The sequence below is a fragment of the Streptomyces sp. NPDC043680 genome (assembly GCF_056436685.1).
In genome coordinates this window covers 127188-152979 of the sequence record NZ_JBWKCE010000003.1, presented here as the reverse complement: position 1 = coordinate 152979, position 25792 = coordinate 127188, and the positions used below count along the sequence as shown (strand labels likewise).

Annotated in this window: 24 protein-coding genes; 10 read left to right on the top strand and 14 right to left on the bottom strand. The window is 70.9% G+C overall.

From position 1 onward, the window contains the following. Window positions 1-108: 108 nt before the first annotated feature. The 5 genes from AC0666_RS07260 (at window position 109) to AC0666_RS07240 (ending at window position 4338) form a co-directional block, all read left to right on the top strand. Window positions 109-1086: an ABC transporter ATP-binding protein gene (locus AC0666_RS07260; RefSeq protein WP_361721097.1), complete on the top strand. Its 978-nt coding sequence runs from the start codon at window positions 109-111 to the stop codon at window positions 1084-1086. After that, window positions 1076-1963: an ABC transporter permease gene (locus tag AC0666_RS07255; RefSeq protein WP_361721100.1), complete on the top strand. Its 888-nt coding sequence runs from the start codon at window positions 1076-1078 to the stop codon at window positions 1961-1963. The genes AC0666_RS07260 and AC0666_RS07255 overlap by 11 nt, the downstream gene beginning before the upstream one ends. Continuing rightward, entirely contained in the window at window positions 1960-2871 is a 912-nt protein-coding gene (locus AC0666_RS07250) for an ABC transporter ATP-binding protein (protein WP_361721103.1), read from the top strand. The genes AC0666_RS07255 and AC0666_RS07250 overlap by 4 nt, the downstream gene beginning before the upstream one ends. 14 nt (window positions 2872-2885) lie before the next feature. Continuing rightward, complete coding sequence (locus tag AC0666_RS07245; RefSeq protein WP_361721106.1) at window positions 2886-3605, top strand: ABC transporter permease; 720 nt, start codon at window positions 2886-2888, stop codon at window positions 3603-3605. 85 nt (window positions 3606-3690) lie between these two features. Further along, window positions 3691-4338 carry a rhomboid-like protein gene (locus AC0666_RS07240; RefSeq protein WP_478707241.1) on the top strand — a complete coding sequence of 216 codons (648 nt, stop codon included), beginning with the start codon at window positions 3691-3693 and terminating at the stop codon, window positions 4336-4338. 122 nt (window positions 4339-4460) lie between these two features. On the opposite strand, the gene AC0666_RS07235 is transcribed toward AC0666_RS07240, so the two are convergent. From AC0666_RS07235 to AC0666_RS07195, 9 genes are all read right to left on the bottom strand, one after another. Further along, window positions 4461-5273, bottom strand: coding sequence for an HAD family hydrolase (locus AC0666_RS07235; protein ID WP_478707240.1), 813 nt, complete (start codon window positions 5271-5273; stop codon window positions 4461-4463). Then, complete coding sequence (gene serS / locus AC0666_RS07230; protein ID WP_361721114.1) at window positions 5270-6547, bottom strand: serine--tRNA ligase; 1278 nt, start codon at window positions 6545-6547, stop codon at window positions 5270-5272. The genes AC0666_RS07235 and serS overlap by 4 nt, the downstream gene beginning before the upstream one ends. 526 nt (window positions 6548-7073) lie before the next feature. Further along, window positions 7074-8009 carry a prephenate dehydratase gene (gene pheA, locus AC0666_RS07225; RefSeq protein ID WP_478707239.1) on the bottom strand — a complete coding sequence of 312 codons (936 nt, stop codon included), beginning with the start codon at window positions 8007-8009 and terminating at the stop codon, window positions 7074-7076. Window positions 8010-8054: 45 nt separating this feature from the next. Continuing rightward, complete coding sequence (gene efeB / locus AC0666_RS07220; protein ID WP_478707238.1) at window positions 8055-9326, bottom strand: iron uptake transporter deferrochelatase/peroxidase subunit; 1272 nt, start codon at window positions 9324-9326, stop codon at window positions 8055-8057. A gap of 4 nt (window positions 9327-9330) precedes the next feature. Further along, window positions 9331-11304 (bottom strand): copper resistance CopC/CopD family protein, encoded by a 1974-nt coding sequence (locus AC0666_RS07215; protein ID WP_478707237.1) that lies wholly within the window; start codon window positions 11302-11304, stop codon window positions 9331-9333. A 22-nt stretch (window positions 11305-11326) separates the two neighbouring features. After that, the gene (locus AC0666_RS07210) at window positions 11327-11839 is read right to left on the bottom strand and encodes a copper chaperone PCu(A)C (protein WP_468966226.1); all 513 of its coding nucleotides are present in this window, start codon (window positions 11837-11839) and stop codon (window positions 11327-11329) included. Beyond that, entirely contained in the window at window positions 11836-12486 is a 651-nt protein-coding gene (locus tag AC0666_RS07205; RefSeq protein WP_468583301.1) for an SCO family protein, read from the bottom strand. The genes AC0666_RS07210 and AC0666_RS07205 overlap by 4 nt, the downstream gene beginning before the upstream one ends. A gap of 63 nt (window positions 12487-12549) precedes the next feature. Further along, window positions 12550-13266, bottom strand: coding sequence for a YcnI family copper-binding membrane protein (locus AC0666_RS07200; RefSeq protein WP_468966229.1), 717 nt, complete (start codon window positions 13264-13266; stop codon window positions 12550-12552). A 103-nt stretch (window positions 13267-13369) separates the two neighbouring features. Continuing rightward, window positions 13370-14176, bottom strand: a complete 807-nt coding sequence (locus AC0666_RS07195; protein WP_468966232.1) for a hypothetical protein — start codon at window positions 14174-14176, stop codon at window positions 13370-13372. A 264-nt stretch (window positions 14177-14440) separates the two neighbouring features. On the opposite strand from AC0666_RS07195, the gene AC0666_RS07190 reads away from it, so the two are divergent. Beyond that, window positions 14441-14941 (top strand): ATP-binding protein, encoded by a 501-nt coding sequence (locus AC0666_RS07190; protein WP_468966235.1) that lies wholly within the window; start codon window positions 14441-14443, stop codon window positions 14939-14941. Between the two features lie 119 nt (window positions 14942-15060). Here AC0666_RS07190 and AC0666_RS07185 read toward each other — a convergent pair whose 3' ends face one another. Together AC0666_RS07185 and AC0666_RS07180 are read right to left on the bottom strand one after the other, a co-directional pair. Next, window positions 15061-16530, bottom strand: coding sequence for an aminopeptidase P family protein (locus AC0666_RS07185; RefSeq protein ID WP_468966237.1), 1470 nt, complete (start codon window positions 16528-16530; stop codon window positions 15061-15063). Between the two features lie 87 nt (window positions 16531-16617). Beyond that, window positions 16618-18237 carry a PP2C family protein-serine/threonine phosphatase gene (locus AC0666_RS07180; RefSeq protein WP_478707236.1) on the bottom strand — a complete coding sequence of 540 codons (1620 nt, stop codon included), beginning with the start codon at window positions 18235-18237 and terminating at the stop codon, window positions 16618-16620. Between the two features lie 442 nt (window positions 18238-18679). On the opposite strand from AC0666_RS07180, the gene AC0666_RS07175 reads away from it, so the two are divergent. Beyond that, window positions 18680-19378: a bifunctional DNA primase/polymerase gene (locus tag AC0666_RS07175; RefSeq protein WP_468966242.1), complete on the top strand. Its 699-nt coding sequence runs from the start codon at window positions 18680-18682 to the stop codon at window positions 19376-19378. 112 nt (window positions 19379-19490) lie between these two features. After that, entirely contained in the window at window positions 19491-20105 is a 615-nt protein-coding gene (locus AC0666_RS07170; protein ID WP_478707235.1) for a hypothetical protein, read from the top strand. A gap of 182 nt (window positions 20106-20287) precedes the next feature. On the opposite strand, the gene AC0666_RS07165 is transcribed toward AC0666_RS07170, so the two are convergent. The 3 genes from AC0666_RS07165 to AC0666_RS07155 all read right to left on the bottom strand — a co-directional run bounded on the left by AC0666_RS07165 (window position 20288) and on the right by AC0666_RS07155 (window position 22928). Further along, window positions 20288-21262: a DUF5926 family protein gene (locus AC0666_RS07165; RefSeq protein ID WP_468966247.1), complete on the bottom strand. Its 975-nt coding sequence runs from the start codon at window positions 21260-21262 to the stop codon at window positions 20288-20290. Window positions 21263-21439: 177 nt separating this feature from the next. After that, complete coding sequence (locus AC0666_RS07160) at window positions 21440-22042, bottom strand: ATP-binding protein (RefSeq protein WP_468966250.1); 603 nt, start codon at window positions 22040-22042, stop codon at window positions 21440-21442. 85 nt (window positions 22043-22127) lie between these two features. Continuing rightward, window positions 22128-22928, bottom strand: a complete 801-nt coding sequence (locus AC0666_RS07155) for a glycerophosphodiester phosphodiesterase (protein ID WP_478707234.1) — start codon at window positions 22926-22928, stop codon at window positions 22128-22130. A 222-nt stretch (window positions 22929-23150) separates the two neighbouring features. Here AC0666_RS07155 and AC0666_RS07150 point away from each other — a divergent pair, with 222 nt between their 5' ends. Beyond that, window positions 23151-24731 (top strand): S1C family serine protease, encoded by a 1581-nt coding sequence (locus AC0666_RS07150; protein ID WP_478707233.1) that lies wholly within the window; start codon window positions 23151-23153, stop codon window positions 24729-24731. Between the two features lie 113 nt (window positions 24732-24844). Further along, window positions 24845-25750: a LysR family transcriptional regulator gene (locus AC0666_RS07145; RefSeq protein WP_468966255.1), complete on the top strand. Its 906-nt coding sequence runs from the start codon at window positions 24845-24847 to the stop codon at window positions 25748-25750. Window positions 25751-25792: the final 42 nt, after the last annotated feature.

The following is a 25792-nucleotide window of genomic DNA, read 5'->3' as shown; positions in this document are numbered from 1 at the left end:
CGAGCCTCCATGTCAGCCTTGGGGCAGGGGCCGTAGTCCTCAAGGCGGAGACGGGATGGCGCTCCAGGTCTGACGATCCGCGCGGTCCGCACCACTAACGTCGGTGCCGTGACTGTCATCGCGACCGAAAGCCTGAGCAAGCGGTACCCCCGAGTGACCGCCATCGACCGGCTCTCCCTGGACATCGGGCCCGGAGTGACCGGCCTCGTGGGCGCCAACGGAGCCGGCAAGTCCACGCTGATCAAGATCCTGCTGGGACTGTCCCCCGCCACCGAGGGCCGTGCCGCCGTACTCGGACTCGACGTCGCCACCCACGGCAGCGCCATCCGCGAACGCGTCGGCTACATGCCCGAGCACGACTGCCTGCCGCCCGACGTCTCGGCCACCGAGTTCGTCGTCCACATGGCGCGCATGTCCGGCCTCCCCCCGGCCGCCGCCCGCGAGCGGACCGCCGACACCCTGCGCCACGTGGGGCTGTACGAGGAGCGCTACCGCCCCATCGGGGGTTACTCCACCGGCATGAAGCAGCGCGTCAAGCTGGCCCAGGCGCTCGTCCACGACCCCCAGCTGGTCCTGCTCGACGAGCCCACCAACGGCCTCGACCCGGTAGGCCGCGACGAGATGCTCGGCCTGATCCGCCGGGTCTACACCGACTTCGGCATCTCCGTCCTGGTCACCTCCCACCTGCTCGGCGAACTGGAGCGGACCTGCGACCACGTGGTGGTCGTCGACGGCGGCAAGCTGCTGCGCTCCAGCTCCACGAGCGACTTCACCCAGACCACCGCCACCCTCGCGGTCGAGGTCACCGACTCCGACCTCCACCCGGACGGGACGGCGGCCCTGCGCAAGGCGCTGGCCTCGGCCGGTCTCACCCTTCACGCGGGCGAGGAGCAGGGCCTGCCCGGAGCCGGCCACATCCTGCTCGTCGAGGCCACCGGCGAGGACACCTACGACACCGTCCGCGACACCGTCGCCGACCTCGGTCTCGGCCTGGTCCGCATGGAGCAGCGCCGCCACCACATCGCCGAGGTCTTCCGCGACCACGACCGCCACCAGCAGAAGGGAGCCGGTTCCGATGGCGCCTGACACCTCCACCCAGATCCACAACATCGGCTACCGGTCCTATGAGGGCGCCCGGCTCGGCCGCTCCTACGCCCGCACCTCGCTGTTCTCGCAGTCCCTGCGCGGGGCCTACGGACTCGGCCGGTCCGCCAAGTCCAAGGTCCTCCCGATGATCCTCTTCGCGGTGATGTGCATCCCGGCGCTGATCATCGTGGCCATCGCCATCGCGGTGCCCGGCTCCACCGACCTGCCGATCAAGTACACGACGTACGCCCTGACCACCCAGATGATCATCGGTCTCTACCTGGCCTCGCAGGCGCCGCAGTCGGTCTCCCGGGACCTTCGGTTCAAGACCGTGCCGCTCTACTTCTCCCGCCCCATCGAGCGGGTCGACTACGTCCTCGCCAAGTTCGCCGCGATGGCCTCGGCCCTCTTCATCCTGACCGCCACACCGCTGCTGATCATGTGGATCGGCTCCCTGCTGGCGAAATTCGACTTCGCGGACCAGACGAAGGGGTTCGCCCAGGGACTGGTGTCCGTGCTGCTGCTGTCCGTCTTCTTCGCCGGCCTCGGCCTGGTCATGGCCGCGCTCACCCCGCGCCGCGGCTTCGGTGTCGCCGCCATCATCGCCCTGCTCCTGATTCCGTACGGCGCGGTGACCGCAGTGCAGGGCATCGCCTACAACACCGGTTCCACGGGGGCCGTCGAGTGGATGGGCCTGTTCTCGCCGATCACCCTGATCGACGGCGTACAGACCGCGTTCCTCGGCGCCACCTCCGCCTTCCCCGGCGGCGAAGGCCCCTCGGCCGCAGCCGGCTCCGTCTACCTGCTCGTCGTCCTCGCCCTCATCGCCGGCTCCTACGCCGCCCTGATGGCCCGCTACCGGAAGGCCGGGCTGTGACCATCATCGACATCGACCACACCTCCCGCTGGTTCGGGAACGTCGTCGCCGTCAACGACGTGACCATGCGCATCGGCCCCGGTGTGACCGGCCTGCTGGGCCCCAACGGTGCAGGGAAGTCCACCCTCATCAACATGATGGGCGGCTTCCTCGCCCCCTCCACGGGCACCGTCACCCTCGACGGCGCGCCGATCTGGCGCAACGAGCAGGTCTACCGGCAGATCGGCGTGGTCCCCGAGCGGGAGGCCATGTACGACTTCCTCACCGGCCGCGAGTTCGTCGTCGCCAACGCCGAACTCCACGGGCTCGACGAGGCGGCGGCCCAGCGGGCCCTGGCCACCGTGGAGATGGAGTACGCCCAGGACCGCAAGATCGCGACCTACTCCAAGGGCATGCGCCAGCGCGTGAAGATGGCCTCGGCCCTCGTCCACGACCCGTCCGTGCTCCTGCTCGACGAACCGTTCAACGGCATGGACCCGCGCCAGCGGATGCAGCTCATGGACCTGCTGCGGCGCATGGGCGAGGAAGGGCGCACCGTCCTGTTCTCCTCGCACATCCTCGAAGAGGTCGAACAGCTCGCCTCCCACATCGAGGTCGTGGTCGCCGGCCGGCACGCCGCCTCCGGCGACTTCCGCAAGATCCGCCGTCTGATGACGGACCGCCCGCACCGCTACCTCGTCCGCTCCTCCGACGACCGCGCCCTCGCGGCCGCTCTAATCGCCGACCCCTCCACCGCCGGTATCGAGGTCGACGTCAAGGAAGGCGCCCTGCGCATTCAGGCGGTCGACTTCGGCCGTTTCACCGAACTGCTGCCCCGGGTCGCGCGCGCCCACGGCATCCGGCTCCTGACCGTCTCGCCCTCCGACGAGTCGCTTGAGTCGGTCTTCTCCTACCTCGTCGCGGCCTGAAGGAGCTGGCACCCATGTACAACCCCACCGTGGCCCGGCTCACCTACCGCGCCCTGCTCGGCCGTCGCCGCGCTCTGATCCTCTTCGCGCTGCCGGCCCTGCTGATCGTCATCTCCCTCGCCGTCCGCGCCTTCACGGGCCTGGACGACAAGGTCGCCGCCGACCTGCTGGGCGGCTTCGCCCTGGCGACCATGGTCCCGCTGATCGGCGTCATCGCAGGGACCGGCGCCATCGGCCCGGAGATCGACGACGGCTCGATCGTCTACCTGCTCTCCAAGCCGGTGAAGCGTCCGACGATCATCATGACGAAGCTGATCGTCGCGATCGCGGTCACCATGGCCTTCTCCGCGATCCCCACGCTGATCGCCGGCTTCATCCTCAACGGCAACGGCCAGCAGATCGCCGTCGCCTACACCGTCGCCGCGCTCGTCGCCTCGATCGCCTACAGCGCCTTGTTCCTGCTGCTGGGCACCGTCAGCCGGCATGCCGTGGTCTTCGGCCTGGTCTACGCCCTGATCTGGGAGTCCCTCTTCGGCAGCCTGGTCTCCGGGGCCAAGACCCTCAGCGTCCAGCAGTGGGCGCTGGCGCTCGCCGAGAAGGTCGCCGGGGAGGGCTACGTCGACGCCACCGTCGCCCTGCCCACTGCCGCCGTCCTGCTCTGCGCGGTCACCGTCGGCGCCACCGTCTACGCCGGCCAGAAGCTGCGCCGCCTGACCCTGGCCGGGGAGGAGTAGACCTCCGCCACGCCGACTCCGCGAACTGTGCCCCGCCCGGCCCACCGGCCAGGCGGGGCACCGTCGTACGGGGCATCATCAGTGCATGGTCGAGCACCCCGAGCCCGAGCCGTCCAGGCCCGTGCGGGCCTGGATACGCTCCTCGCCCGGGACGCACATATGGCTGCTCGTCATCGCCATCACCAGCCTCATCGTGGTGGTAGCCCCCGACCGTGTCGAACACGTCCTGCTCCACCGCCACAGCAGCAATATCCACGAGCTCACCAGGCATCCTGTCCGGGCCCTGCTCTCCAGCGCGTTCTGGATCGAGGACCCGTCCTCGCTCGCCCTCTACGCCGTCCTCTTCGAGCTCTTCCACGCACCTGTGGAACGCTGGCTCGGCACCCTGCGCTGGCTGGCCATCGTCGCGACCGCGCACATCACGGCCACCTTGGTCAGCCAGAAGGTCGTGCTGATGGCGATTGAGGACCACCGGGCCCCGCACAGCATGGTCCACGTGGTCGATGTCGGTGTGAGCTACGGGCTGGCCGCGTCCATCGGGGTCCTCACCTACCGGCTCCCCCACCCGTTGCGCTGGTTCTATCTGGCCGGAGTGGTCGCCTTCTTCGGGATCCCCCTCTTCACCGGCGGCAATTTCACCGATCTCGGGCACGCGATCTCGCTCGCCGTCGGTCTGCTCGCCTGGCCGCTGACCCGGCACCCGCACTCGGCCGACGTTTCACGTGAAACATGAAATTCGCTGGTACGGGGCTTCCTCCCGGGGCAGAGTGATCCGTGCGGGGAGTAACAAGGGTCCGGGGCAGCCACTTCGAGCGCGCCGTCCGGCGCGGGCTGCCCCGGACGCCTCGTCAGGTCCTACGCGGCGCCCAGCAGGCGCTCCAGCACCACCGCGATGCCGTCCTCCTCGTGGGAGGTCGTCACCTCGTCGGCCACCGCCTTCAGCTCCGCATGGGCATTGGCCATGGCCACTCCGTGCGCCGCCCAGCCGAACATCGGGATGTCGTTGGGCATGTCACCGAACGCGATCGTCTCCGCCGCCTTCACGCCCAGTCGGCGTGCGGCCAGCGAGAGGCCGGTCGCCTTCGTCAGGCCCAGGGGCAGTATCTCCACGATGCCCGGACCGGCCATGACGATGTCGACCAAGGCGCCCACGGTCTCCCGGGCCGCCTTGACCAGGGTGTCGTCGTCGAGTTCCGGGTGCTGGATGTACAGCTTGGTCAGCGGAGCGGCCCACACCGCTGCGGTGTCCTCCAGGTAGACGGCCGGCAGGCCTCCCTGCACCCGGTAGCCGGGCCCGAACAGCACGTCGCCGTCCAGCCCGTCCCGGCTGGCCGCCAGCGCGAGCGGCCCCACCTCTGCCTCGATCTTCGACAGCGCAAGGCCGGCCAGCTGCCGGTCCAGCGTGACCGAGGTCAGCAGCCGGTGGGCCCCCGCGTCGTAGATCTGCGCGCCCTGCCCGCACACGGCGATGCCCTTGTAGCCGAGATCGTCCAGCACGCTCCGGGTCCAGGGCACGGCCCGGCCGGTGACGATGATGTGGGCCGCGCCCGCCGCGGTGGCCGCGGCGAGCGCCTCACGGGTGCGTTCCGAGACGGTGTCGTCGCCACGCAGCAGCGTGCCGTCGAGATCGGTCGCGACGAGCTTGTACGGGAACGGGGCCGAGCTCACTTGGTGATCGGCTCCAGCACCTCGCGGCCGCCCAGGTACGGGCGGAGCACCGCAGGCACCCGAACCGAACCGTCGGCCTGCTGGTGGTTCTCCAGGATGGCGACGATCGTGCGCGGGACGGCGCAGAGGGTGCCGTTCAGCGTGGAGAGCGGAGCGGTCTTCTTGCCGTCGCGGTAGCGGATCGAAAGCCGGCGGGCCTGGAAGCCGTCGCAGTTCGAGGCGGAGGTCAGCTCGCGGTACTTGCCCTGCGTCGGGATCCACGCCTCGCAGTCGAACTTGCGCGAGGCGGAGGCACCCAGGTCGCCGGTGGCGACGTCGATCACCTGGAACGGCAGCTCCAGGCTGGTCAGCCACTGCTTCTCCCAGGCGAGGAGACGCGCGTGCTCGGCCTCGGCGTCCTCCGGTGCGACGTAGGAGAACATCTCGACCTTGTCGAACTGGTGCACGCGGAAGATGCCGCGGGTGTCCTTGCCGTAGGTACCCGCTTCGCGGCGGAAGCACGGCGAGAAGCCGGCGTACCGCAGCGGCAGCTTGTCGGCGTCGATGATCTCGTCCATGTGGTACGCGGCGAGCGGGACCTCGGAGGTGCCGACCAGGTAGTAGTCGTCCTTCTCCAGGTGGTACACGTTCTCCGCGGCCTGGCCGAGGAAGCCGGTGCCCTCCATGGCGCGCGGGCGCACCAGCGCGGGGGTCAGCATCGGGATGAAACCGGCCTCGGTGGCCTGCGCGATGGCCGCGTTGACCAGGGCCAGTTCCAGCAGGGCGCCGACACCGGTCAGGTAGTAGAAGCGCGAGCCCGACACCTTGGCGCCGCGCTCGACGTCGATGGCGCCCAGCGCCTCGCCGAGCTCCAGGTGGTCCTTGGGCTCGAAGCCCTCGGCGGCGAAGTCGCGGATCGTGCCGTGCGTCTCCAGGACGGTGAAGTCCTCCTCGCCGCCGACCGGCACGTCCTCGTGGACGATGTTGCCGAGCCGGAGCAGCAGCTGCTTGGCCGCCTCGTCCGCCTCGTTCTGCTCGGCCTCGGCGGCCTTGACGTCCGCCTTGAGCTGCTCGGCCCTCTTCAGCAGCTCCGCCCGCTCCTCCGGGGAGGCCTTGGGGATGAGCTTGCCGAGCGACTTCTGCTCATTGCGCAGTTCGTCGAAGCGCATGCCGGAGGACCTGCGGCGCTCGTCGGCGGAGAGCAGTGCGTCGACGAGCTCGACGTCCTCTCCACGGGCGCGCTGCGAGGCGCGGACACGGTCAGGGTCTTCACGGAGCAGCCGAAGGTCAATCACCCCTCCAGGCTACCGGCCTGGGCTTGGCGGCCTCACATCGATATAACGCTGCGTGTCACTATGCCCCAATTGCCGTGAATGGAAAACTGTTCGGAACTGGCGGGAACCGATCCGTCCCCTCGCGGCCCACAAAGGCGGCCCATTCCTCGAAAAGGGGCACATCATCCCCGGCCGGGTCACGCCTGAGCAGGGGCGGAGGCTCCCTTGTCCACAGGAATAGCCGACGGGGCCAGTTTATCCACAGGCTGTGTGTCGGATCTGTGGACACGGAAAGAGATCAATCTCGACCGGGAGTCGCTCAGGAAGAATCAGGGTTCAAACCACCCTCACACACTCATTCGGGTGGGAATGACTCGCTCCAAAGAGTTGGTCGAGGATACGGAGGTGACGCCGTTCACCTTCCGCTCTCCAGCGCGAAACCCGAGCCACCCGACCGATTTGTCGACTTTGCCGGTCCGGCGTGTCGACTAGTCCACAGGTCCCCATCTCGCCCTGTGGATAACTCTGTGGACAGTGCTGGGGAAAACTACGGCCGACCGTCGAGGCAGCGCGTCAGCCAGTCCGAAGCAGCCGTGAAGTCGCCGTCCGAGGTTCCCGGCCGCGGATTCCGGACGTCACCGTGAGCGACCCCCGCACGGGGATACGAACCGAGGAAGCGCACCTGCGGACAGGTCCGCTTCAGCCCCATGAGTGCCTCGCTGACACGCCGGTCGGAAATGTGGCCCTCGGCGTCCACGGCGAAGCAGTAGTTCCCGATGCCCTCGCCGGTCGGCCGGGACTGGATCAGCATCAGGTTGACCCCGCGGACGGCGAACTCCTGGAGCAGCTCCAGCAGTGCGCCGGGGTGGTCGTCGCCCAGCCAGAGCACGACCGAGGTCTTGTCGGCACCGGTCGGCGCGGCGGGCCGGGCAGGCCGGCCGACGAGCACGAAACGGGTCTCCGCGTTCTGCGCGTCGTGGATCTCGGTGACCAGCGGGACGAGCCCGTACGTGGCGGCCGCGAACTCGCCCGCGAAGGCGGCGTCGAAGCGGCCCTCCTGCACCAGCCGGGCCCCATCGGCATTGGAGGCTGCCGACTCCCACACGGCGTCGGGCAGGTTCGCCCGCAGCCAGTTGCGCACCTGCGGCTGGGCGACCGGGTGCCCGGTGACCGTCTTGACGTCCGAAAGGGGGGTCCCCGGCCGCACGAGCAGCGCGAAGGCGATGGGCAGCAGCACCTCGCGGTAGATCATCAGCGGTTCACCGGAGGCCAGCTCGTCCAGGGTGGCCGTGACGCCGCCCTCCACCGAGTTCTCGATCGGCACCAGGGCTGCGGCTGCCTCGCCGTTACGCACGGCGTCCAGGGCGGCCGGGACCGACACCATCGGGACGAGCTCCCGGGTCGCGGCTTCCGGCAGGGTGCGCAGGGCGGCCTCGGTGAAGGTGCCCTCGGGGCCGAGGTAGGTGAAGCGGGTGGCTGACATGCGATCAGCGTAATGCCGCTGCGCAGACCGCGGCGGCGGTGTCCGTCATCCGTCGAGCAGCCGCTGACCCACGTACTCCCCGGCGCGTGGACCGGGCGGGACCGCGTACAGGCCACTGGACTCGTGCCGGATGAACTGCGACAGGGCGTCTCCCCGGTCGAGCTTGCGCTGGACCGGGACGAAACCGCGCAGCGGATCGGCCTGCCAGCAGATGAAGAGGAGTCCGGCGTCGGGGCTGCCGTCCGCGGAGATCCCGTCGTGGAAGGAGAACGGGCGCCGGAGCATGGCCGCCCCCCCGTTCTGCTCGGGGGCCGAGATCCGGGCGTGCGCATTGGAGGGGATGACGGGCTTGCCGTCGGGGCCGATCTTGTCGAGCTGCATCTTCGTGGTCTCGGTGCCGCCGGTGAGCGGGGCGCCGGTGGCCTTGGTCCGTCCTATGACCTGCTCCTGCTGGGCGAGGGACTGCTTGTCCCAGTCGTCGAGGAGCATCCGGATGCGCCGCACCACGGCGTACGAGCCTCCGCCCATCCAGGCGTGTCCGGCGGGCCCGGGACCGGCAGCAGGTACGAAGATCCGCCGGTCGAAGTCGGGCTCCGAGGGCTTCGGATTGCCGGTGCCGTCGACCTGGCCCATGAGGTTGCGGGCGGTCAACGCGGTGGCGGTGGCGCCGGGGGACCGGTTGAAGCCGTTCATCTGCCAGCGGACCCGGGCGGCCTCCCCGGCCTCCTTCTGGAGGGCGCGCAGGGCGTGGAAGGCGACCAGGCCGTCGTCGGCGCCGATCTGGACCCAGAGGTCGCCGTTGCTGCGCTGGGCGTCGAGCCGGTCGGAGGAGAAGTCCGGCAGCGGGTCGAGGGCGGTGGGACGGCGGTCGGTCAGGCCGGTGCGGTCGAAGAAGGAGTGGCCGAAGCCGAAGGTGATGGTGAGGGAGCACGGCCCGGCGTCCAGGGCGATGCCGGAGTCGGCTGTCGGCGCGGTCTCCCCCGCCATGAGCCGCCGTGCGGTGTCGGACCAGCGGCGCATGAGGGCGGCGGCCTCCTTGCGCCCGGCGCCGGGCACAAGATCGAAGGCGAGGACGTGCCCCTTGGCCTGCAACGGAGTGGTGATCCCGGCCTGGTGGTCGCCGTGGAAGGCGACCTGCGTGACGCCCAGCGAGGCAAGGGATCCGGGCGGCCCGGCGGCACCATCGGTGGAGTCGCCCAGTGCGGAGTGCACCAGGGCGCCGCCGGTGGCGCCGAGCGCGAGCCCGGCCGCACCCGCGGCGCCGACGGTGCCCAGCAGTCGCCGGCGGGAGATCTCGATGTCGGGGGTCTCGATCACGGGGTCAGCCGATCTTCACGTTCTTCTGGACGGTCGTCTGGTCGATGTCGGAGGTACGGACGGTCACGTCGATCCGCCATTCCCCGGCGAACGGCAGCTGGACGCCCGATGCGCTCCAGTGGCCGGGGGCCGCGCGTTCGGGCACGAGCGGGAGGGGTCCGATCTCCTGGGCGGGGAGGGTGAAGGCGACCTTGATCTCGGGAACGTCGAGGGGGCTGCCGTCGGGGTCGTTGACCCAGAGGTGGAGGGTGTTGGCGCCGACCCGGCCGGGGTCGACTTCGAGTCGGACGGAGCCCTTGCCCTTCGCGCCGCCGGTGTCGAAGGGGAGGATGATCTTGATGGCCCGGTTGGGGACAGCCGTGGCCGAGGTGGTGCGGCCCGCCTCCTGCTCGGCGGCGCGCCCCGGCTCGGTCCCGGTGAGCACGGTGGTCACCGCGAGCAGGGCAACCGCGACGGCCGCCTCGGCAAGCGCGGAGCGGCGCAGGCCCGCACGGGAGGGATCGGCGTCGCGAGCCTGCTTCTCCCGCGCGTTCTCACGGGCGGCGCGCTGCCTGGCCAGCTGCGCGGCCCGCTTCGGGTCCTCCGCACCTGTGGCGCGGACGCCGACGGCCGATGTTTCACGTGAAACAGCGCGCCGCGTTTCACGTGAAACATCACGCTGGGGAACGAGCCGCGCCGCAGTCCCGGCCGCCGCGCCGGACAATCGCGCGGTCCAACTCCGGGAGAGATAGGCAACTGCGACCAGGACGGCCACCAGGCCGATCTTGACGAGCAGGAGCTGCCCGTAGCTCGTGCCCGTGAGAGCGGACCAGGTGCCGAGCTGACGCCAGGATTGGTAGATCCCGGTGGCCGTGAGGACCAGGACACAGACGAAGGCGACCTTGGAGAACCGCTGGACTGCCTCGCGCTCCATGTCGGGCACCTTGTGGAGGGCCACGAGCAGCGCGGTGAGCCCGCCGAGCCAGAGGGCGACGGCCATCAGGTGCACGATGTCCACCGGCATGGCGATACCGGGCTGGACGCCGGTGGAGGCGTGCTCGGCCAGAGCCCACGTGGCGGCGATACCACCGGCGACCACGGCCCCGCCGATGGCGAGGCCGAAGAACAGGTCGCTGGTGTCCTCGCTCGCGTTCTCCTTCGCGGCCGGGGTGGTCTGCCGCCGGGCGTACGCACCGAAGAGCACCGCGACGAACAGCGCGGCGGCCCCGAGGAGGAGCAGTCGGGAGACGAGGGAGGCGCCGGTCTTCGTCTCCAGTACCGACTTGAGCCCGCTCAGGTCGAGCGCATCGGCGAACTTCCCCGAGCCGGTGTACGGGTTGCGGAGCACGACCATCGCGAGGGTGGCTGCGGTGAGCGTGACCCAGCCCCGCAGGACGAGCTTCTGTAGCGGGCGCTGAGCGGCGCCCGGGCGCCAGCACAGCAGGATGAACGCGGCGCCTCCCACCAGGACGGTGAAACCGGCGTAGGCGGCGTAGCGGGCGATGCCATACGCGATGCCCACCGGACCGCCGCCCGCCTGATGGGTGGGCAGGGTGACGCTCGTGCTGGACGGTGCCCCGATGGAGAAGGTGAAGGCTCCGGAGACGGGGTGGCTGTCGGCGGAGACCGCCTGCCAGGCAACCGTGTAGGTGCCGTCCGGCAGGCCGGAGTGCAGGGCAGTGCCATAGCGGATGGTGGATCCGCTGCACATGTCCCGGAGTTCGCCGGTGTCCACCCGCTTGCCCTGGGGGTCCATGACGCGGATGGAGTCGTCGCCCATGGCGACCTGCTCCGAGAAGGAGAGGGTGACCTGAGCGGGGGCCGTGGCGACCACCGCCCCGTCCTGGGGATCGCTCGCGGTGAGTGCGGCATGTGCCGTGGCCGGCGCGGCGGCGGTGAACAGCGTTACCAGCAGGGCCGCGAGGACCAGCGTGAGCCGTGGCAGGAGCGCCGCGGGCCGGACGCGGGCCGGGGAGGGGGCGAGGGCGGTGGCCGTCATGGCGTGTCAGTACCTCGGTCCGTCAGTGGGCATTGCCATCGGTGTGAGTCGGGGCCTGGGCGTTGTACGTCCGTTCTTTGACGTCCAGCTCGACCTTCACCGGGTCGGACTTCTCGAAGCGCAGCTCGACGGTGACCTTGTCGCCGACGTTCGGCTTGCTCTTGAGCCCCATGAACATGATGTGGCTGCCGCCGCGCTCCAGCCTGAGCTCTCCGTTCGCCGGCACGTCCATGGACGGGACCTGCTGCATCTTCTGGTCCTTGGTCTCATGGATCTGCAGATCGTCGGAGAGCGCACTGGTGACCGCGGTGAGCTTGTCCGCGGTCCCGGAGCCGTTCTTGATGACCATGAACGCGCCGGCCATCTTGTCGTTCACCGGTTCCGGCATGAAGGCACCGCTGACCGTCATCTTGGGCTTGGCCCCGTCGGCCGTGGCGCCCGAGCCGGAGCCGGAGTCCGAGGAGCAGCCGGATATGGCGAATGCTGCCGTCAGGGAGAGGACGGCGGCGAGGGTGCGGGTGGTGCGGGCGTTCACGGGTTCTCTCCCTTGACGATCTTCGGCAGGTCCTTGGTGTAGTCGTCGACGGTCGTGCCCTCGCCGTAGAGGAGGTACCCCTCGTCGGTCTTGGGCGAGAACGCGATGACCTGGGCGCCGTGCATGGACACGACGCTGCCGTCGGCCTGCTTCTTGGGTGCCTCGATACCGATGCCGAGCGTGCGGGCGGCGGCCTGGATGGTGGCGAAGTCCCCGGTGAGTCCGGTGAAGGCGGGGTCCTGGGACCTGAGCCACGCGCCGAGGGAGTCGGGAGTGTCCCGCTCGGGGTCCGTGGTGACGAAGACGACCTGGAGCTGGTCCTGGTCGGCCTTGGGAAGCGCCTTCTTGGCGACGGCGATGTTGCTCATCGTCAGGGGGCAGACGTCGGGGCAGTTGGTGTAGCCGAAGTAGATGAGCGTCGGCTTGCCCTTGGTCTGCTCCCGCAGGTTCCACGGCTTGCCCGTCGTGTCCGTCAGGACGAGGTCGGGCTTGTCGAAGGGGCGGTCGAGGACGGTCGCCTTGCCGGTCTTCGACTGGCTGGTGATCTGGGTGACCGAGTCGGTCTTCGCGGTCTCGCCACCGCAGGCGGTGAGGGCGAGTGCGGCCGCCGCCACGAGGGCGGCGACCGTCACACGTGTGGTGCGCATGGAGGAATGTCCCTGGGATCGGGGATGGTCTGACTCAGGCCTACGGCCCGGCGGTACGGCAGGTCAGGAGGCGCGGCGGCGCGAGGCGATGCCGAACGCGAGCCCGCCGAGGCCGACGACGATGCCCGCGATGCCCAGGGCGCGGGCCGTCGTGTCGGAGCTGCCCGCGGCCGCCTCGTCGTGCTCGTCCTTCGTGGCGTGGCCGGCGTCGGCTGCGGCCGGCTTCTTGCCGTCGTCGTGGTTGTCGGCGGCCTTGGCGGCCGTCAGCTTCAGGACGGGCGCCGGGTTCTGCGGCTCCGCGGCGCCTTCCTTGGCCTCCTCGATCCACCGGACGACCTCGTTGTTGTCGTACGTCTGGATCGCCTTGAAGACCATCTGGTCGGCGTTCTCGGGCAGCTTGCCGACGGAGACCGGGAACTGCTGGAACTTGCCGGGCTCGATCTTGCCGCCGCTCCACGTGACCTTGGTGACGGCCTCGTTGATCTGCTTGCCGTGCACGGTGAGCGGCTTGTCGAGCTTGCTCTTCTCGACGGTCACGGTCCAGCCGGGGATGTCCTGCGGCATGACGGACGTGAGCGGCTGGTCGACCGGGAAGGTGACTTCGAGCTGCGTGGTCGAGGCGTTGTCGCGTTCGTTGGGGACCTTGAAGTTGAGCGTCGCGTAACCGCCCTTGGCGGCCTCGCCCGGCTGCACGCTGACGTGGGCGAAGGCGGGACCGGACAGGACGAGAACGGCACCGGCGGCGAGGGCGGCGGCGAAGGAGACGCGAGAGGTCTTCATGGCAGGAACACTCCACAGAGCAGGGGGTGACGGTGGATCCGGGCGCGGCGCGCGCGGAGTTCGCGGCACCGGTGCTCCCCCGGCCCGGGGAAGGGGTGCCGCGTCAGGCTGCGAGGGCGAGTCCCGCGGGCGGCCCGCGCCTGATCACCGTGTGGTGGAGTGTCGCCCGGCCGGTGTCCACGGCCGCCGCCCCGGCGGTCCGGGCAGGGCGCGGGGTACGGGCGGAGGTGCCCGGGAGTCCGGCGGCGAGGGCCCGTACGAAGGCCAGCGCGGCGCGCAGCGGACGTACGGGGTCGGATTCGGCGGAGGCCCGGGACAGTTCGAGGAGGCGGAACAGGGCCGCCTCGCCGCGCGCGAGCAGCCAGCCGACGGCGAGCGCGGCCAGCAGGTGCCCGGCCAGCATGCCGGGGCTGAACAGGGCGGTGTCCGGCGCGGAGGCGGCCTGCGCCATGGATGCATGGCCGGCATGTCCCTGCGCCGCCAGCTCAGCCGTCATGGCGGCCGGGTCCAGTCCGGCGGTCTCCAGGACCCGCCGGGCGTCGGCCGGGCTGAGCGGTACGGAGTTGCCCCCGCAGATCAACCGGGCGGCGAGGGCCGGCAGCGCGGAGTCGGAGCCGGCAGGCGCCGGGGCCGCCGCACTGTGCTGGCCGAGGCCGAACACGGTGTGCAGGCCGAGTTGCCCGGCGGTGAGTCCGACCGCGATGCCGCTCAGCGAGCGCCGGCGTCCCGCGAGCGGAGCCGCGACCGCGAACACGGCAAGGAAGGCGACGGCGAAAGCCCACCACGGGACGGTGGCGCAGGACGCCACCGCATGCCCCGCCGCGGACAGCACGACACAGACCGCGGTGAACACCGCGGCCCGGATCAACCGGAGACCGGCTCCGGCGGACGTCGTGTGGAGGGCAGTCATGGCCGGGACATCATCGCACTGCGCTCCGGCCCTTCATGCGGCAGGTCCGGAAGGTCGTGAGTGACCCCGTACGACGCCGTTCGAGGCCTACGTTCGGGCCTGCGTTCGGGCCTGCGTTCGGGCCTGCGTTCGGGCCTGCGTTCAGGGTCTACGAGGCCCGCGCGTCGGCATACACGCCCCGCCGGGAGTGCCGCATCGGCCGAATGAGGGCTCCGACGGTCGCCAGGGGCTTACGCTCCGCCCACCGCGGCAATACGTAACCGTATGAGCATCTGGTGGTCTCTCCACTTGAGGCGCGAAGCCGCGAGCGTGCCGCTCGCCAGGCGACTGCTGCTCGGGACGATGGAGACCGCGGGGGTGGACCCGGACATCTCCTTCGACCTGTCGGTGGCACTGAGCGAGGCGTGTGCGAACGCGGTGGAGCACGGCGGGCCGGTGGCCGACACCGGTTCCGGCGGGGGATCCGTTCCGGAGGCGTGCGCGGCGTACCGCGTCACGGCCTACCTGGACGGTGACTGCTGCCGGATCGAGGTGACCGATTCGGGCCCGGGTTTCCCGGCGGCGACCGTGGCCGGACACAGACCCGCGCCGGCCGCGCCCGCCACCCCTGCCGACACCGCGGAGAAGGAACACGGCCGCGGCCTGTGGCTGATCGAGGAGCTCGCCGACCACGTCAGACTGCGCAACCGCCCGGGCCAGGGCGCGGTGGTCAGCTTCGACAAGGTCCTCAAATGGCGCGAGGGAGCGCTGCTGAAGGTCTCGTAGCGCCGGCAGTCCTCGGTCCTGGCCGAGGACGTCGTGACGCACGAAGGGCGGGACCCCGCGTGGAGGTCCCGCCCTTGTGACGTGGGCGCCGCCGCCGGCGTGCCGGTGCGGCGCGGGCGTCAGCCCTTCAGTCGCGCCATCCAAGCCTCGACCTCGGCGGAGGCCCGGGGCAGTCCGGCCGACAGGTTCCGGTTGCCGTCCTCCGTGACGAGGATGTCGTCCTCGATCCGGACGCCGATGCCCCGGTACTCCTCGGGCACGGTCAGGTCGTCGGCCTGGAAGTACAGGCCGGGCTCCACGGTCAGGCACATGCCCGGCTCCAGCGTGCCGTCCACGTACGCCTCGGTGCGCGCGGCGGCGCAGTCGTGGACGTCCATGCCGAGCATGTGGCCGGTGCCGTGCAGGGTCCACCGGCGCTGCAGGCCCAGCTCCAGGACGCGCTCGACCGGGCCCTCCAGCAGGCCCCACTCGACGAGCTTCTCGGCCAGCACGTGCTGCGAGGCGTCGTGGAAGTCGCGGAACTTCGCCCCGGGCTTCACGGCCGCGATGCCGGCCTCCTGGGACTCGTACACCGCGTCGTAGATCTTGCGCTGGATGTCGGTGTAGGTGCCGTTGATCGGCAGCGTGCGCGTGACGTCCGCGGTGTAGAGGGAGTGCGTCTCGACACCCGCGTCGAGCAGGAGGAGGTCGCCGGAGCGGACGTCGCCGTCGTTGCGCACCCAGTGCAGGGTGCAGGCGTGCGGGCCGGCGGCGCAGATGGAGCCGTAGCCGACGTCGTTGCCCTCCACGCGGGCGCGCAGGAAGAAGGTGCCCTCGATGTAGCGCTCGGAGGTCGCCTCGGCCTTGTCCAGGACCTTCACGACGTCCTCGAAGCCGCGGACGGTCGAGTCGACGGCCTTCTGCAGCTCGCCGATCTCGAAGGCGTCCTTCACCGCGCGGGCCTCGGAGAGGTAGACGCGCAGTTCCTCGTCGCGCTCGGCGGTGACCTTGTCGGTCAGGGCCTTCTCGATGACGGTGTCGTGGCCGCGGACGACGCGGACCGGGCCGGTGGCCTCCGCGAGCGCGTCGGCGAGCTCGCGCACGTCCTTGGCGGGGATGCCCAGGAGCTGCTCCGCCTCGGCGAGGGAGTGGCGGCGGCCGACCCACAGCTCGCCCTGGCCGGAGAGCCAGAACTCGCCGTTCTCGCGGTCGGAGCGGGGCAGCAGGTAGATCGTGGCGGTGTGGCCGCCGGCCTCGCCCGCGGGCTCCAGGACCAGGACGCCGTTCTCGGTCTGGTCACCGGTCAGGTACGCGTACTCGGTCGCGGCACGGAAGGGGTACTCGGTGTCGTTCGAACGGATCTTGAGACGGCCCGAGGGCACGACGAGGCGCTCGCCGGGGAAGCGCGCGGACAGCGCGGCGCGGCGGGCAGCGGTGTGCGCGGCCTGGGCGATCGGCTCAAGACCGTGCAGCTCGGTGTCGGCCCAGCCGGTGCGCATGTTCTCGGCGAGTTCGTCGCTGACGCCCGGGTACAGCCCGTTCTTGCGCTGCTTGTGCTTCTTCTGGGGCTGCTCTTCTTCCGGGGTCTCCGGGGTGAGCTCGTCCGCCACGTCTTCTCCTCAGCTACGACAGGACCGGGTATGGACCGCATCCATCGTATGTGCGAAGGGAAGAGGCCAGTCGGCACATGTGATAAATCAGTCAAAACGGGCAGCGAGCAGGACGATGTCCTCCCCCCGGACCTCCGCGGACGACGCGGCCCCGACCGAGGCGAGGGTCCCGGCGCACCCGCGGTGACCAGCGGAACCAGCAGGACCGGCGGAGGCCGACACCGCGGGATCGCGCTCCGGCAGTACCGTCCGCAGGATGTGGTCGCACAGGGCGGCCGGGTCCTCGCGGGCACTGCGGGGCGCCCCCGCCGCCGCGGCGTGCAGCCTGGCGTAGGCACGGTCCATGGCATCGCCGGTACGCCGCAGGAGCCCGTCGGTGTAGAGCAGCACCGTTTCTCCAGCAGCAGGTTCGATCTCCACGCTCGGCGCTTCCCAGCAGGCGAGCATCCCGAGCGGCGCGGAGAGCGTCGTCTCCACGTACTCGGTCCGGCGCGGGCCGATGAGCAGCGGCGGGGTGTGCCCCGCCCCGGCGACGATGATCTTGCGGTGGGCCGGTTCGCAGTAGGCGAAGAGTGCGGTCGCCGAGCGCGCGGACTCGGTCAGGCGCAGCAGCAGCTCCAGGTCGGAGAGGACCGCGACCGGGTCCTCGCCCTCCATGACGGCGTACGCCCGCAGCGAGGCCCGCAGCCGGCCCATCGCGGCCACGGCGCTCGGCCCCGCCCCGGTGACGGAGCCGACGGCCAGACCGAGGGCTCCCTCGGGCAGCGGCAGGGCGTCGAACCAGTCGCCGCCGCCCTGCGGCCCGGTGTGGTGGCGGGCGGCGAGCTGCACCCCGGGGATCCGGGGGAGCCGGCTGGGCAGCAGTTCCTCGGCGACGGTGGCCAGCCAGCTGCGGGAGCGCTCCACCTCCAGCATCCGGGCCAGGTGCTCGGCGGCGTGCCGGACGTAGAGCCCGGCGAGGTCGCGCTGCCGGTCGCTCGGCTCGGCCTGCTCGTCGTAGAGCCAGACGGCCGCGCCGAGCCGCCCGGTGGCCTCGGCGACCAGCGGAAGCGCGTAGCTGGCGGCATACCCGAGTCGGGCGGCGACCTCGCGGTGGCGGGGGTCGACGGGGACGCCGTACCCGCCGAGGCCGGGGGGAGCGTCGGGCTCGGGGAGCACCTCGGAGCCGCCCTGTGCGTCGGGCAGTCCGTCGAGGATGCGGCCGTACGAGGTGGCGGCGCGCGGCACGGTCTCGATGTGCCCCAGATCCGCCCGGCCGAGGCCGAGGCCGATCGTGGTGCTGGGTCCGAGTCCGTCGGAGGGCTCAAGGACGATCAGGCCGCGGCGGGCCCCGACGAGGGCGGCTCCGGCGCGCAGGAATTCCTGGAGGGAGGATTCGAGGTCGCAGGCGCGGGCGAGGCGTTCGGTGAGCTCGTGGAGGGTGGTGAGGTCGGAGACCATGCCCGCGAGCCGGTCCTGGATCAGGGTGCCGGGGCCGGGTGCGGGAGTCGGCGCGGGGGCTGTCCGGGCGAGGGCAGGCGCGGCAGTGTGCGGGACCGTATTAACTGCTGGATCGATTCCAGCCACTTTCGGCAGATGCGGGGCGCTCATGGCGTCCGCCTTTCCACCTGGTGCGATTCGCCATATAGCATCGCAAACCCCCAGATCGTGCTGCGCCGCCATCAATGAATCCACATCTACACGCACACGAGGATCGATGTCCAGCATTGCCCAGGTGGGAATCCTGGTGTCCGTGAGACTGCAACTCACGGTCCAGCCAAGGCTAGAACTTGGCTGGAAAAAGCCGGAAGCGGACGGTTTTTGCGATCGACTGGTCGGGCGTCGGAGCGGGCCCGGGTACGTAATCGGTGGGTGTCCGGGGCCAGTTGGGGCAGCCCGGCACCAGCCGGGAGCCGCCCGGCACCGTCGGGAACCACCCGGCATCCGCCGGGAACCGCCCGGCGCGAGCCGTCGTCCTTAGCGGCGGCAGTCGGTCTCGGCGCCGGCGCGGGTCGCGTTCCGCCCCGCCACGGGGCCCTTGTAAGAAAACTGCACGAACCGTGTGAACCTGCTTCTGGCGCACAGTGACGCGAAACGTGTACGTGTGGTGAGACACCGCTTACATGGTGTGATGTGGCCCTCGGCGTTCAACGGAAAGGAACGAGCGCTCATGCGCGAGATCCTCGGAAGGCGTCTCCAGCGGCTCCGCAAGCGCCTGACATCCCTCCGTCCCGTCCCGGGACAGAGCGGTGATCCGGCCCTCCTCGACACGGCGCTCACCTGCGCGACGGCCTGGCAGTGGCCCGTGCTGCCCGGGGTCGGCCGCTCCGGTGCCGACAGCCGCCGGTGCGCCTGTCCCGACCCCGACTGCGTCGTTCCCGGCGCGCACCCCTTCGACCCGGGGCTGCTCGCGGCCACCACGGACCCCCGGATGGTCGCCTGGTGGTGGGGCAACCGGCCCGCCGCCCCGGTCCTGCTCGCCACCGGCGGCGCCGCCCCGTGTGCCGTGAGCCTGCCCGCCGCCGCTGCCGCGCGTGCCGTCGTACGGCTGGACGCGCAGGGCATGCGGCTCGGGCCGATCGTGGCCACGCCGACCCGGTGGTCCCTGCTGGTGGCGCCGTACTCGCTGGAGCGGCTCGGCGAACTCCTCTACGCCAAGGACCACGTGCCCTCCGCGCTGCGCTTCCACGGCGAGGGCGGCTACCTGTTGCTGCCGCCCTCCCCCGCGTCCGGGGGTGGGCAGGTCCGCTGGGAGCGCAGGCCCGCCGGCGCCGGGAGCCCGTGGCTGCCGGAGGTCGAGGCCGTCGTCGACGCACTGGTCGAGGCGAGCAGCGGCGCGTCCGGTGGGGGCAGCCGGCTCGCGTACTGAGCGCGGCACCGAAGCTCGCCGATCACTCGTACGGGTGTCGGCGGGACGCGTTTACAAGGGAATTGGGCGCGGGGATCTCCGCGCCCCATTCCCGCATCGCTATCTTCGCCGAATGAATCTCCGCTTGATCGGTATCAGCGCCGGTGTGCTGATCATCTTGTCGCTCCCGCTGGCGGGAGCGATCGCCGGACCCGATTTCGCCGGTCAGGATGACGGAAAAGGCGGCGGCTTGTTCTCGTCCCTCGGCTTTGCCGACCCGTCGGGCCGATCCCATAAGGCGACACCCGACGCCGCGCCCGCCCGCCCGTCCGCATCCGCGGCACCCCGCACACCCCGGCAGTCCGCCCCGACCACGGCGCCCGGCCCGACCCAGCAGCCGCATACGGACTCCCGCTGCGGCCCCGAACTGGCCGCGCCACAAGGGCTGGAGGCGCAGACCTGCATCCTGGTCAGCGAGGGCCGGACCTGGGGACGCAGCTACTACCGCAACACCAGCGGCCACCCGCTGGACGCCGTACTGACGGTGATGGGACCGGCGGGGCGCACGGTGCAGATCCGCTGCGCGGTGGGGCCGGGCGATCATCCGGGGCTCTGCGAGACGCCGCGCGAGACCTCGGCCGGGACACCCGACAGCTACTCGGCGGTTGCGGAGTTTGCAGTTCCGGATGATGAAGGGCGGCTGCTGCTGCGGTCCGGGAGCAACGCACCGGCTCCGGCGGATGGTTGACCTACCGCGGAAATGGAAGGGCCCGGTCGCTGGCGACGGGGGATGCACCAGCGACCGGGCTACAAGAACGGTAACAAGAGATCGCCTGTTCGCAAATTCGATCTCTGATATTCAGACACCGATTTGCAGACGATTAGCGGGAGTTGTGACCCCAGTCACCGGCCCTGCGGGGCGTGCGGCGGTCAGCTCAGCGTGATCTGCCGATTGGTGAGACCGCCGCGCGCCCGGCGCTCGTCCGCGGTCAGCGGGGCGTCCGACGCCAGGGCCGTGGCCAGCCGCTCCGCGAACGCGGCCGCGGGCTTCTCCACGTCGTCGGCGCTCACTCCGGTGGGCAGGTCCCAGACGGGGACCATCAGGCCGTGGGCCCGGAAGGAACCGACCAGTCGGGTGCCTTCGCCGAGCGAGGAGGCGCCGGCGGCATGCAGCCGCGCGAGGGCGTCGAGCAGCTTCTCTTCCGGGTGCGGCATGACCCAGCGCAGGTGGTTCTTGTCCGGGGTCTCGCACCAGTAGGCCGCGTCCACGCCGGCCAGCTTGACCGTCGGGATGGCGGCCGCGTTGGCGCGCTCCAGCGAGGCGGCGATCTCCGGAGAGGCGTTCTGGGCGCTCTCCGCATCCGGAATCCAGAATTCGAAGCCGCTGTGCACAACCGGCTCGAAAACGCCGTCCGTGTCCAGGAGATCCTGAAGTCGGGAGCCCTCGGCGGGAACCCGGCGAGCCGGAACGGGATTACCCGGCTCCGCCAGGAGCGCGCGCTGCAGGGTGTCCGCCATGTCCCGGGCGAGGTCCCCGGTGGTCGAGTCGTTCTGCAGGGCGAGCAGGACCGACCCGTCCTCACGGCGCAACGCGGGCCAGGCCATGGGGAGTACGGTCACCAGGGTGACGGACGGGACTCCCTCGGGCAGGCCGCCCTTGAGGGAGAGCGGGACGGTGGCCGCGGGCACGAGCTCGCGCAGCGCCACCCAGTCGCACTCGCCGGGCAGGCCCTCGAAGGGGCGCTGCACGTGCTCGGTGACGGCGTGCGCGGCGGCCGCGCCGTGGCAGGCCTTGTAGCGGCGCCCGGAGCCGCACGGGCAGGGCTCACGTGCGCCCACCACCGGGATCTCCCCGTTCTTGAGCTGCGGCTTTGCAGTCTTGGCTGCGGGGCGCTTCTTGGCCATCGTGGGTGTCTCCCGGTTGCGGCGGTACGGCTTGTGTCTGGGCGGGAGCCTAGTCGTTCGTACCGCCGGAACCGGTGTTGTGCGGCCGGGAGCACGGTCGGCGTGCGCTCCCGGAGACCGCCTGTTCGGTTGGTCTGTTCGGATGGCCTGTGCTGCGGGTCGGATCGTGCGGGCGGGTCAGGGTTCCAAATCGTCGAAGGCGGTGCTGAAGTCGATCGCCGGGGGCGCAACGCGCGTAGCGAAATCCTCGTGACGGGGCCCGCACGCGACGACCACCCATACGGTGACCTCGCCTGACGCACCGTCCCGGACACCCCAGTCCTGGGCGAGGGCACTGATGATGTTCAGCCCCCGGCCGCCGCGGGCGGTGACCGAGGGCGTGGAAGGAACCGGGCGGGTGGGACCGCCCCCGTCCGTGACCTCGACCGTCAGCCGCCCTGCCATGTCGATGCGCCATGCGGCGCGTATCTCCCCGTCCCCGATCTCGCCCGCGCCCAGCGGTCTGCCGTGTCGGCAGGCATTGCTGAGCAGTTCGGAAAGGATCAGAACGGCGTCGTCCACGACTGATTCGGACACTCCGCTGATACGCAATTGCTCACGCATGCGGTGTCTCGCCTCGCCCACGCCAGCAGGACCATGGCGTACGTCCATGCACGACGACGTGGGCACTTCCTGTGCCACCACCAACGCCACCCCCGGAACCTCCTTAGCCCCACGCCATGGTCTGGATGCCCCCCTGGCCTGGACCGGAAACCGGCCTGGCAGGGCCCTGTGACGCATTCATGACCGGCGGTTGCGGAGCGGATGCGCCGGGGCACGCCGTGTCACGAACGGGCCCTCTGTGACAGGTGGGCAAATGGGGACGTCAGCGTCCGAGCTGTGACATAACCTGCCGCGGTCGGTTCGTGATGATCGCTTCCACACCCAGATCAGCGCAGAGCTGAACATCTTCCGGCTGGTCCACTGTCCATACGTGTACGGAGTACCCCGCGCCCTGGAGCCTGCGGATGAAGCCGGGATGGTTGCGCACGATCCGCATGCCCGGTCCGGCGATCCGTACGCCGGCCGGCAGCCGCCCGTCGCGCATGCGCGGGGAGACGAACTGCATCAGGTACACGGTCGGGAGCGTCGGAGCAGCCGCCCGCACCCGGTGCAGGGAGCGCGCCGAGAAGCTCATCACGCGGACCGGGTGGGGGCCCTCGGCGGGCGGGGCGTCCAGGCCGAACCGCTTGAGGAGGAAGAGGAGGCGCTCCTCCACCTGTCCGGCCCACCGGGTCGGGTGCTTCGTCTCGATGGCGAGCTGTACCGGCCGCCCGGCGTCGGCGACCAGCTCCAGCAGCCGCTCCAGCGTGAGCACCGAGGTGCGCTCCGGGTCCGCGTCCCAGTCGGGGGACTCCTCGCGGTCCTTCCACGAGCCGAAGTCGAGGGCGGCGAGGTCGGCCAGCTCCAGGGCGGAGACGGCGCCGCGGCCGTTGGAGGTGCGGTTGACCCGGCGGTCGTGGACCAGGACCAGATGGCCGTCGGCGGTGAGCCGGACATCGCATTCAAGAGCGTCCGCGCCGTACTCGATGGCCTTGCGGTACGCGGCCAGGGTGTGCTCGGGAGCGTCCTCCGAGGCGCCTCGGTGGGCGACGACCTGGATCGGAAGCGGCGTTGCGTGGGTCACCGGGTCATGGTGCCACCGCGCGGCCTTCGGGTGACGGCCGAGTCCTGGGGATGCGCCGGAATTGCCGGAGATAAAGGATGGGGGAGACGCACAGGTCCGGCTTACAGTGCTCTGACGGGTCCTGGGCGAGGCTTGCCCCAGGAACTTGTGCGGCACGTCGAACGTTCAGTCGGGCCGAAGAGCAGGATTGTCTGAAGCCGTGTGTGACGAGGAGAGAGCGCTGTGAGCACCGAGAACGAGGGCACCGCGGCCCCTACGCCCCCCGCGGCCCCGTCGGCACCACCGGTGGCCACTCCCGCCCCCGAGACGCCCGCGTCCGCGCCGACAGCCGAGGCCCCGGCCGCTGCGGGAACCTTCGCCGGGCCGCCCGCACCCACCACCCCGCCGGCGGCGCCGGGGGCTGCTCCGGCGGTATCCGGCAGCGCGGCGCCCGCCGCTGAGCCGGTGACCCAGCAGCTTCCGCCGACCCCCGCGCCGGGCACCGAGCCCACCCAGCAGATCCCGTCCACCCCGGCACCCTCCGGCGCCCCGTCCTACCCCCAGGCGCCGGCTCCGGCCGCGCACGGAGCCGAGGGCTGGCCGCCCCCGCCGCCCGCGGTCCCGGCGTACGGTGCGGGCGGAGGCCAGGGAGGCCACGGCGGCTGGGGCACGCCCCTGACCACCGACGGCAACCCGCCCGCCAAGCCCAAGGGCAAGGGCGGCCTGATCGCGGCCGTCCTGGTGGCGGCCCTCCTCGCAGGCGGCGTGGGCGGCGGCATCGGCTACTGGGCCGCCGAGCGGGGCAATGACGGCACCGGCTCGACCACGATCTCCGCGAGCAACACCCCCAAGGACATCAAGCGGGAGGCCGGTTCGATCGCGGGCCTGGCCGCCAGCGCGCTGCCGAGCGTCGTCACCATCGAGGCCTCGGCAGGGGACGGCGAGGGCGGCACCGGCACCGGCTTCGTCTACGACCAGCAGGGCCACATCCTCACCAACAACCACGTGGTGGCCTCCGCGGCCAACGGCGGCAAGCTCTCCGCGACCTTCTCCGACGGCAAGAAGTACGAGGCCGAGGTCATCGGCCGGGCCCAGGGCTACGACGTGGCCGTGCTCAAGCTGAAGAACCCGCCGTCCGGCCTGAAGCCGCTGCCGCTCGGAGACTCCGACAAGGTCGCCGTCGGCGACCCGACGATCGCGATCGGCGCGCCCTTCGGCCTGTCCAACACCGTCACCACCGGCATCGTCAGTGCCAAGAACCGCCCGGTGGCCTCCGGCGACGGCTCCGGGAGCAAGAACTCCTACATGAGCGCGCTGCAGACGGACGCCTCGATCAACCCGGGCAACTCCGGCGGCCCGCTCCTCGACGGGCGCGGCGCGGTCATCGGCATCAACTCCGCCATCCAGTCCGCAGGCAACGGCGGCTTCGGCGGCGGCCAGGCCGGCTCGATCGGCCTCGGCTTCGCCATCCCGATCAACCAGGCCAAGAACGTCGCCGAGTCGCTGATCAAGACGGGCAAGCCGGTGTACCCGGTCATCTCGGTCTCCGTGGACCTCCAGTCCAAGGTCGAGGGCGCCAAGATCTCCGAGCAGGGCGCCCCCGCGAACGAGCTGGTCGACCCGAACGGGCCGGCCGGCAAGGCGGGCCTCAAGCCCGGTGACATCATCATCAAGTTCGGCGACAAGCCGGTCGACAGCGGGCCGACCCTGATCAGCGAGATCTGGACGTACAAGCCGGGCGACGTGGTGAAGCTGACCTACCTGCGCGACGGCAAGCCGTCCACCGTCGACATCACGCTCGGCTCGCGGGTCGGCGACAAGTAGACCCGGGGACGGGCCGGGCGCCTTGAGACCCGGACGAGCAGTGGCCGGATGGTGAGGGGCCGTAGGCGCGATAACGCCTACGGCCCCTCCCAACGTCCGCTTATGCTTCCCCTGTGTTCGATTCGCGGCATATCCGGACGTTCCACGAGGTGGTCGCCTCGGGGTCCTACTCGGCAGCCGCTCGGGTCCTCGGCTACACCCAGCCGGCGATAACCCAGCAGATGAAGGCGCTCGAACGCGCCGTCGGCACACCGCTGTTCACCCGTATCGGCCGCAGGATGAAGCTCACCGAGGCCGGGGAGTCCCTGGCCCGGCACGCCGAGTCCATCCTCGGCAGCCTCTCCGCCGCCGAGGCCCAGCTGAAGGCGTACGCCCGGCTGCGGACCGGGCGGGTCCGGCTGTGCGGCTTCCCCAGCGCCAACGTCACCCTCGTCCCCGAGGCCCTCAGCGGTCTGGCCAAGGAGCACCCGGGCATCCAAGTGGAGCTGTTGGAGGGGGAGCCGCCGGAGTCGCTGCGCAGGCTGGAGCGCGGGGAGTGCGACATCACCCTGGCCTTCACCTACCCCGGGCTGCACGAGGAGATACCGGAGGAGGTGGCCGAGGTCAGGCTGCTGGAGGACCAGTTGACGGTGCTGCTCCCGACCGGCCATCCCCTGGCCCGGCGCCGGGCGGTGCAGCTGGCCGACCTCGCGGAGGAGAAGTGGATCGCGGGCTGCCCGCGCTGCCGGGCGAACCTGCTGCACGAGTGCGCCGAGCTGGGCTTCGTGCCCGACATCCGGTTCGCGACCGACGACAACCTGGTCGTGCAGAGCATGGTCGCGCAGGGACTCGGAGTCGCGATGATGCCGGCCCTGGTGTTGCCTTCCCTGTCGTTGACCCGGGTCTGCGGGCGGGCGCTGCAGCCCGCCGCCCGGCGGCACATCGCTGCCTACGTCTACCGGGAGCACCTGCGCATACCGGCGACGGCCGTGGTGCTGGACGCGCTGAAGAGAGTGGCCTCGAACCGGGTCGGCTGCTGACCGATTCATAAGCGGGGCTAGGGAATTCGGGTCGGAACTGTC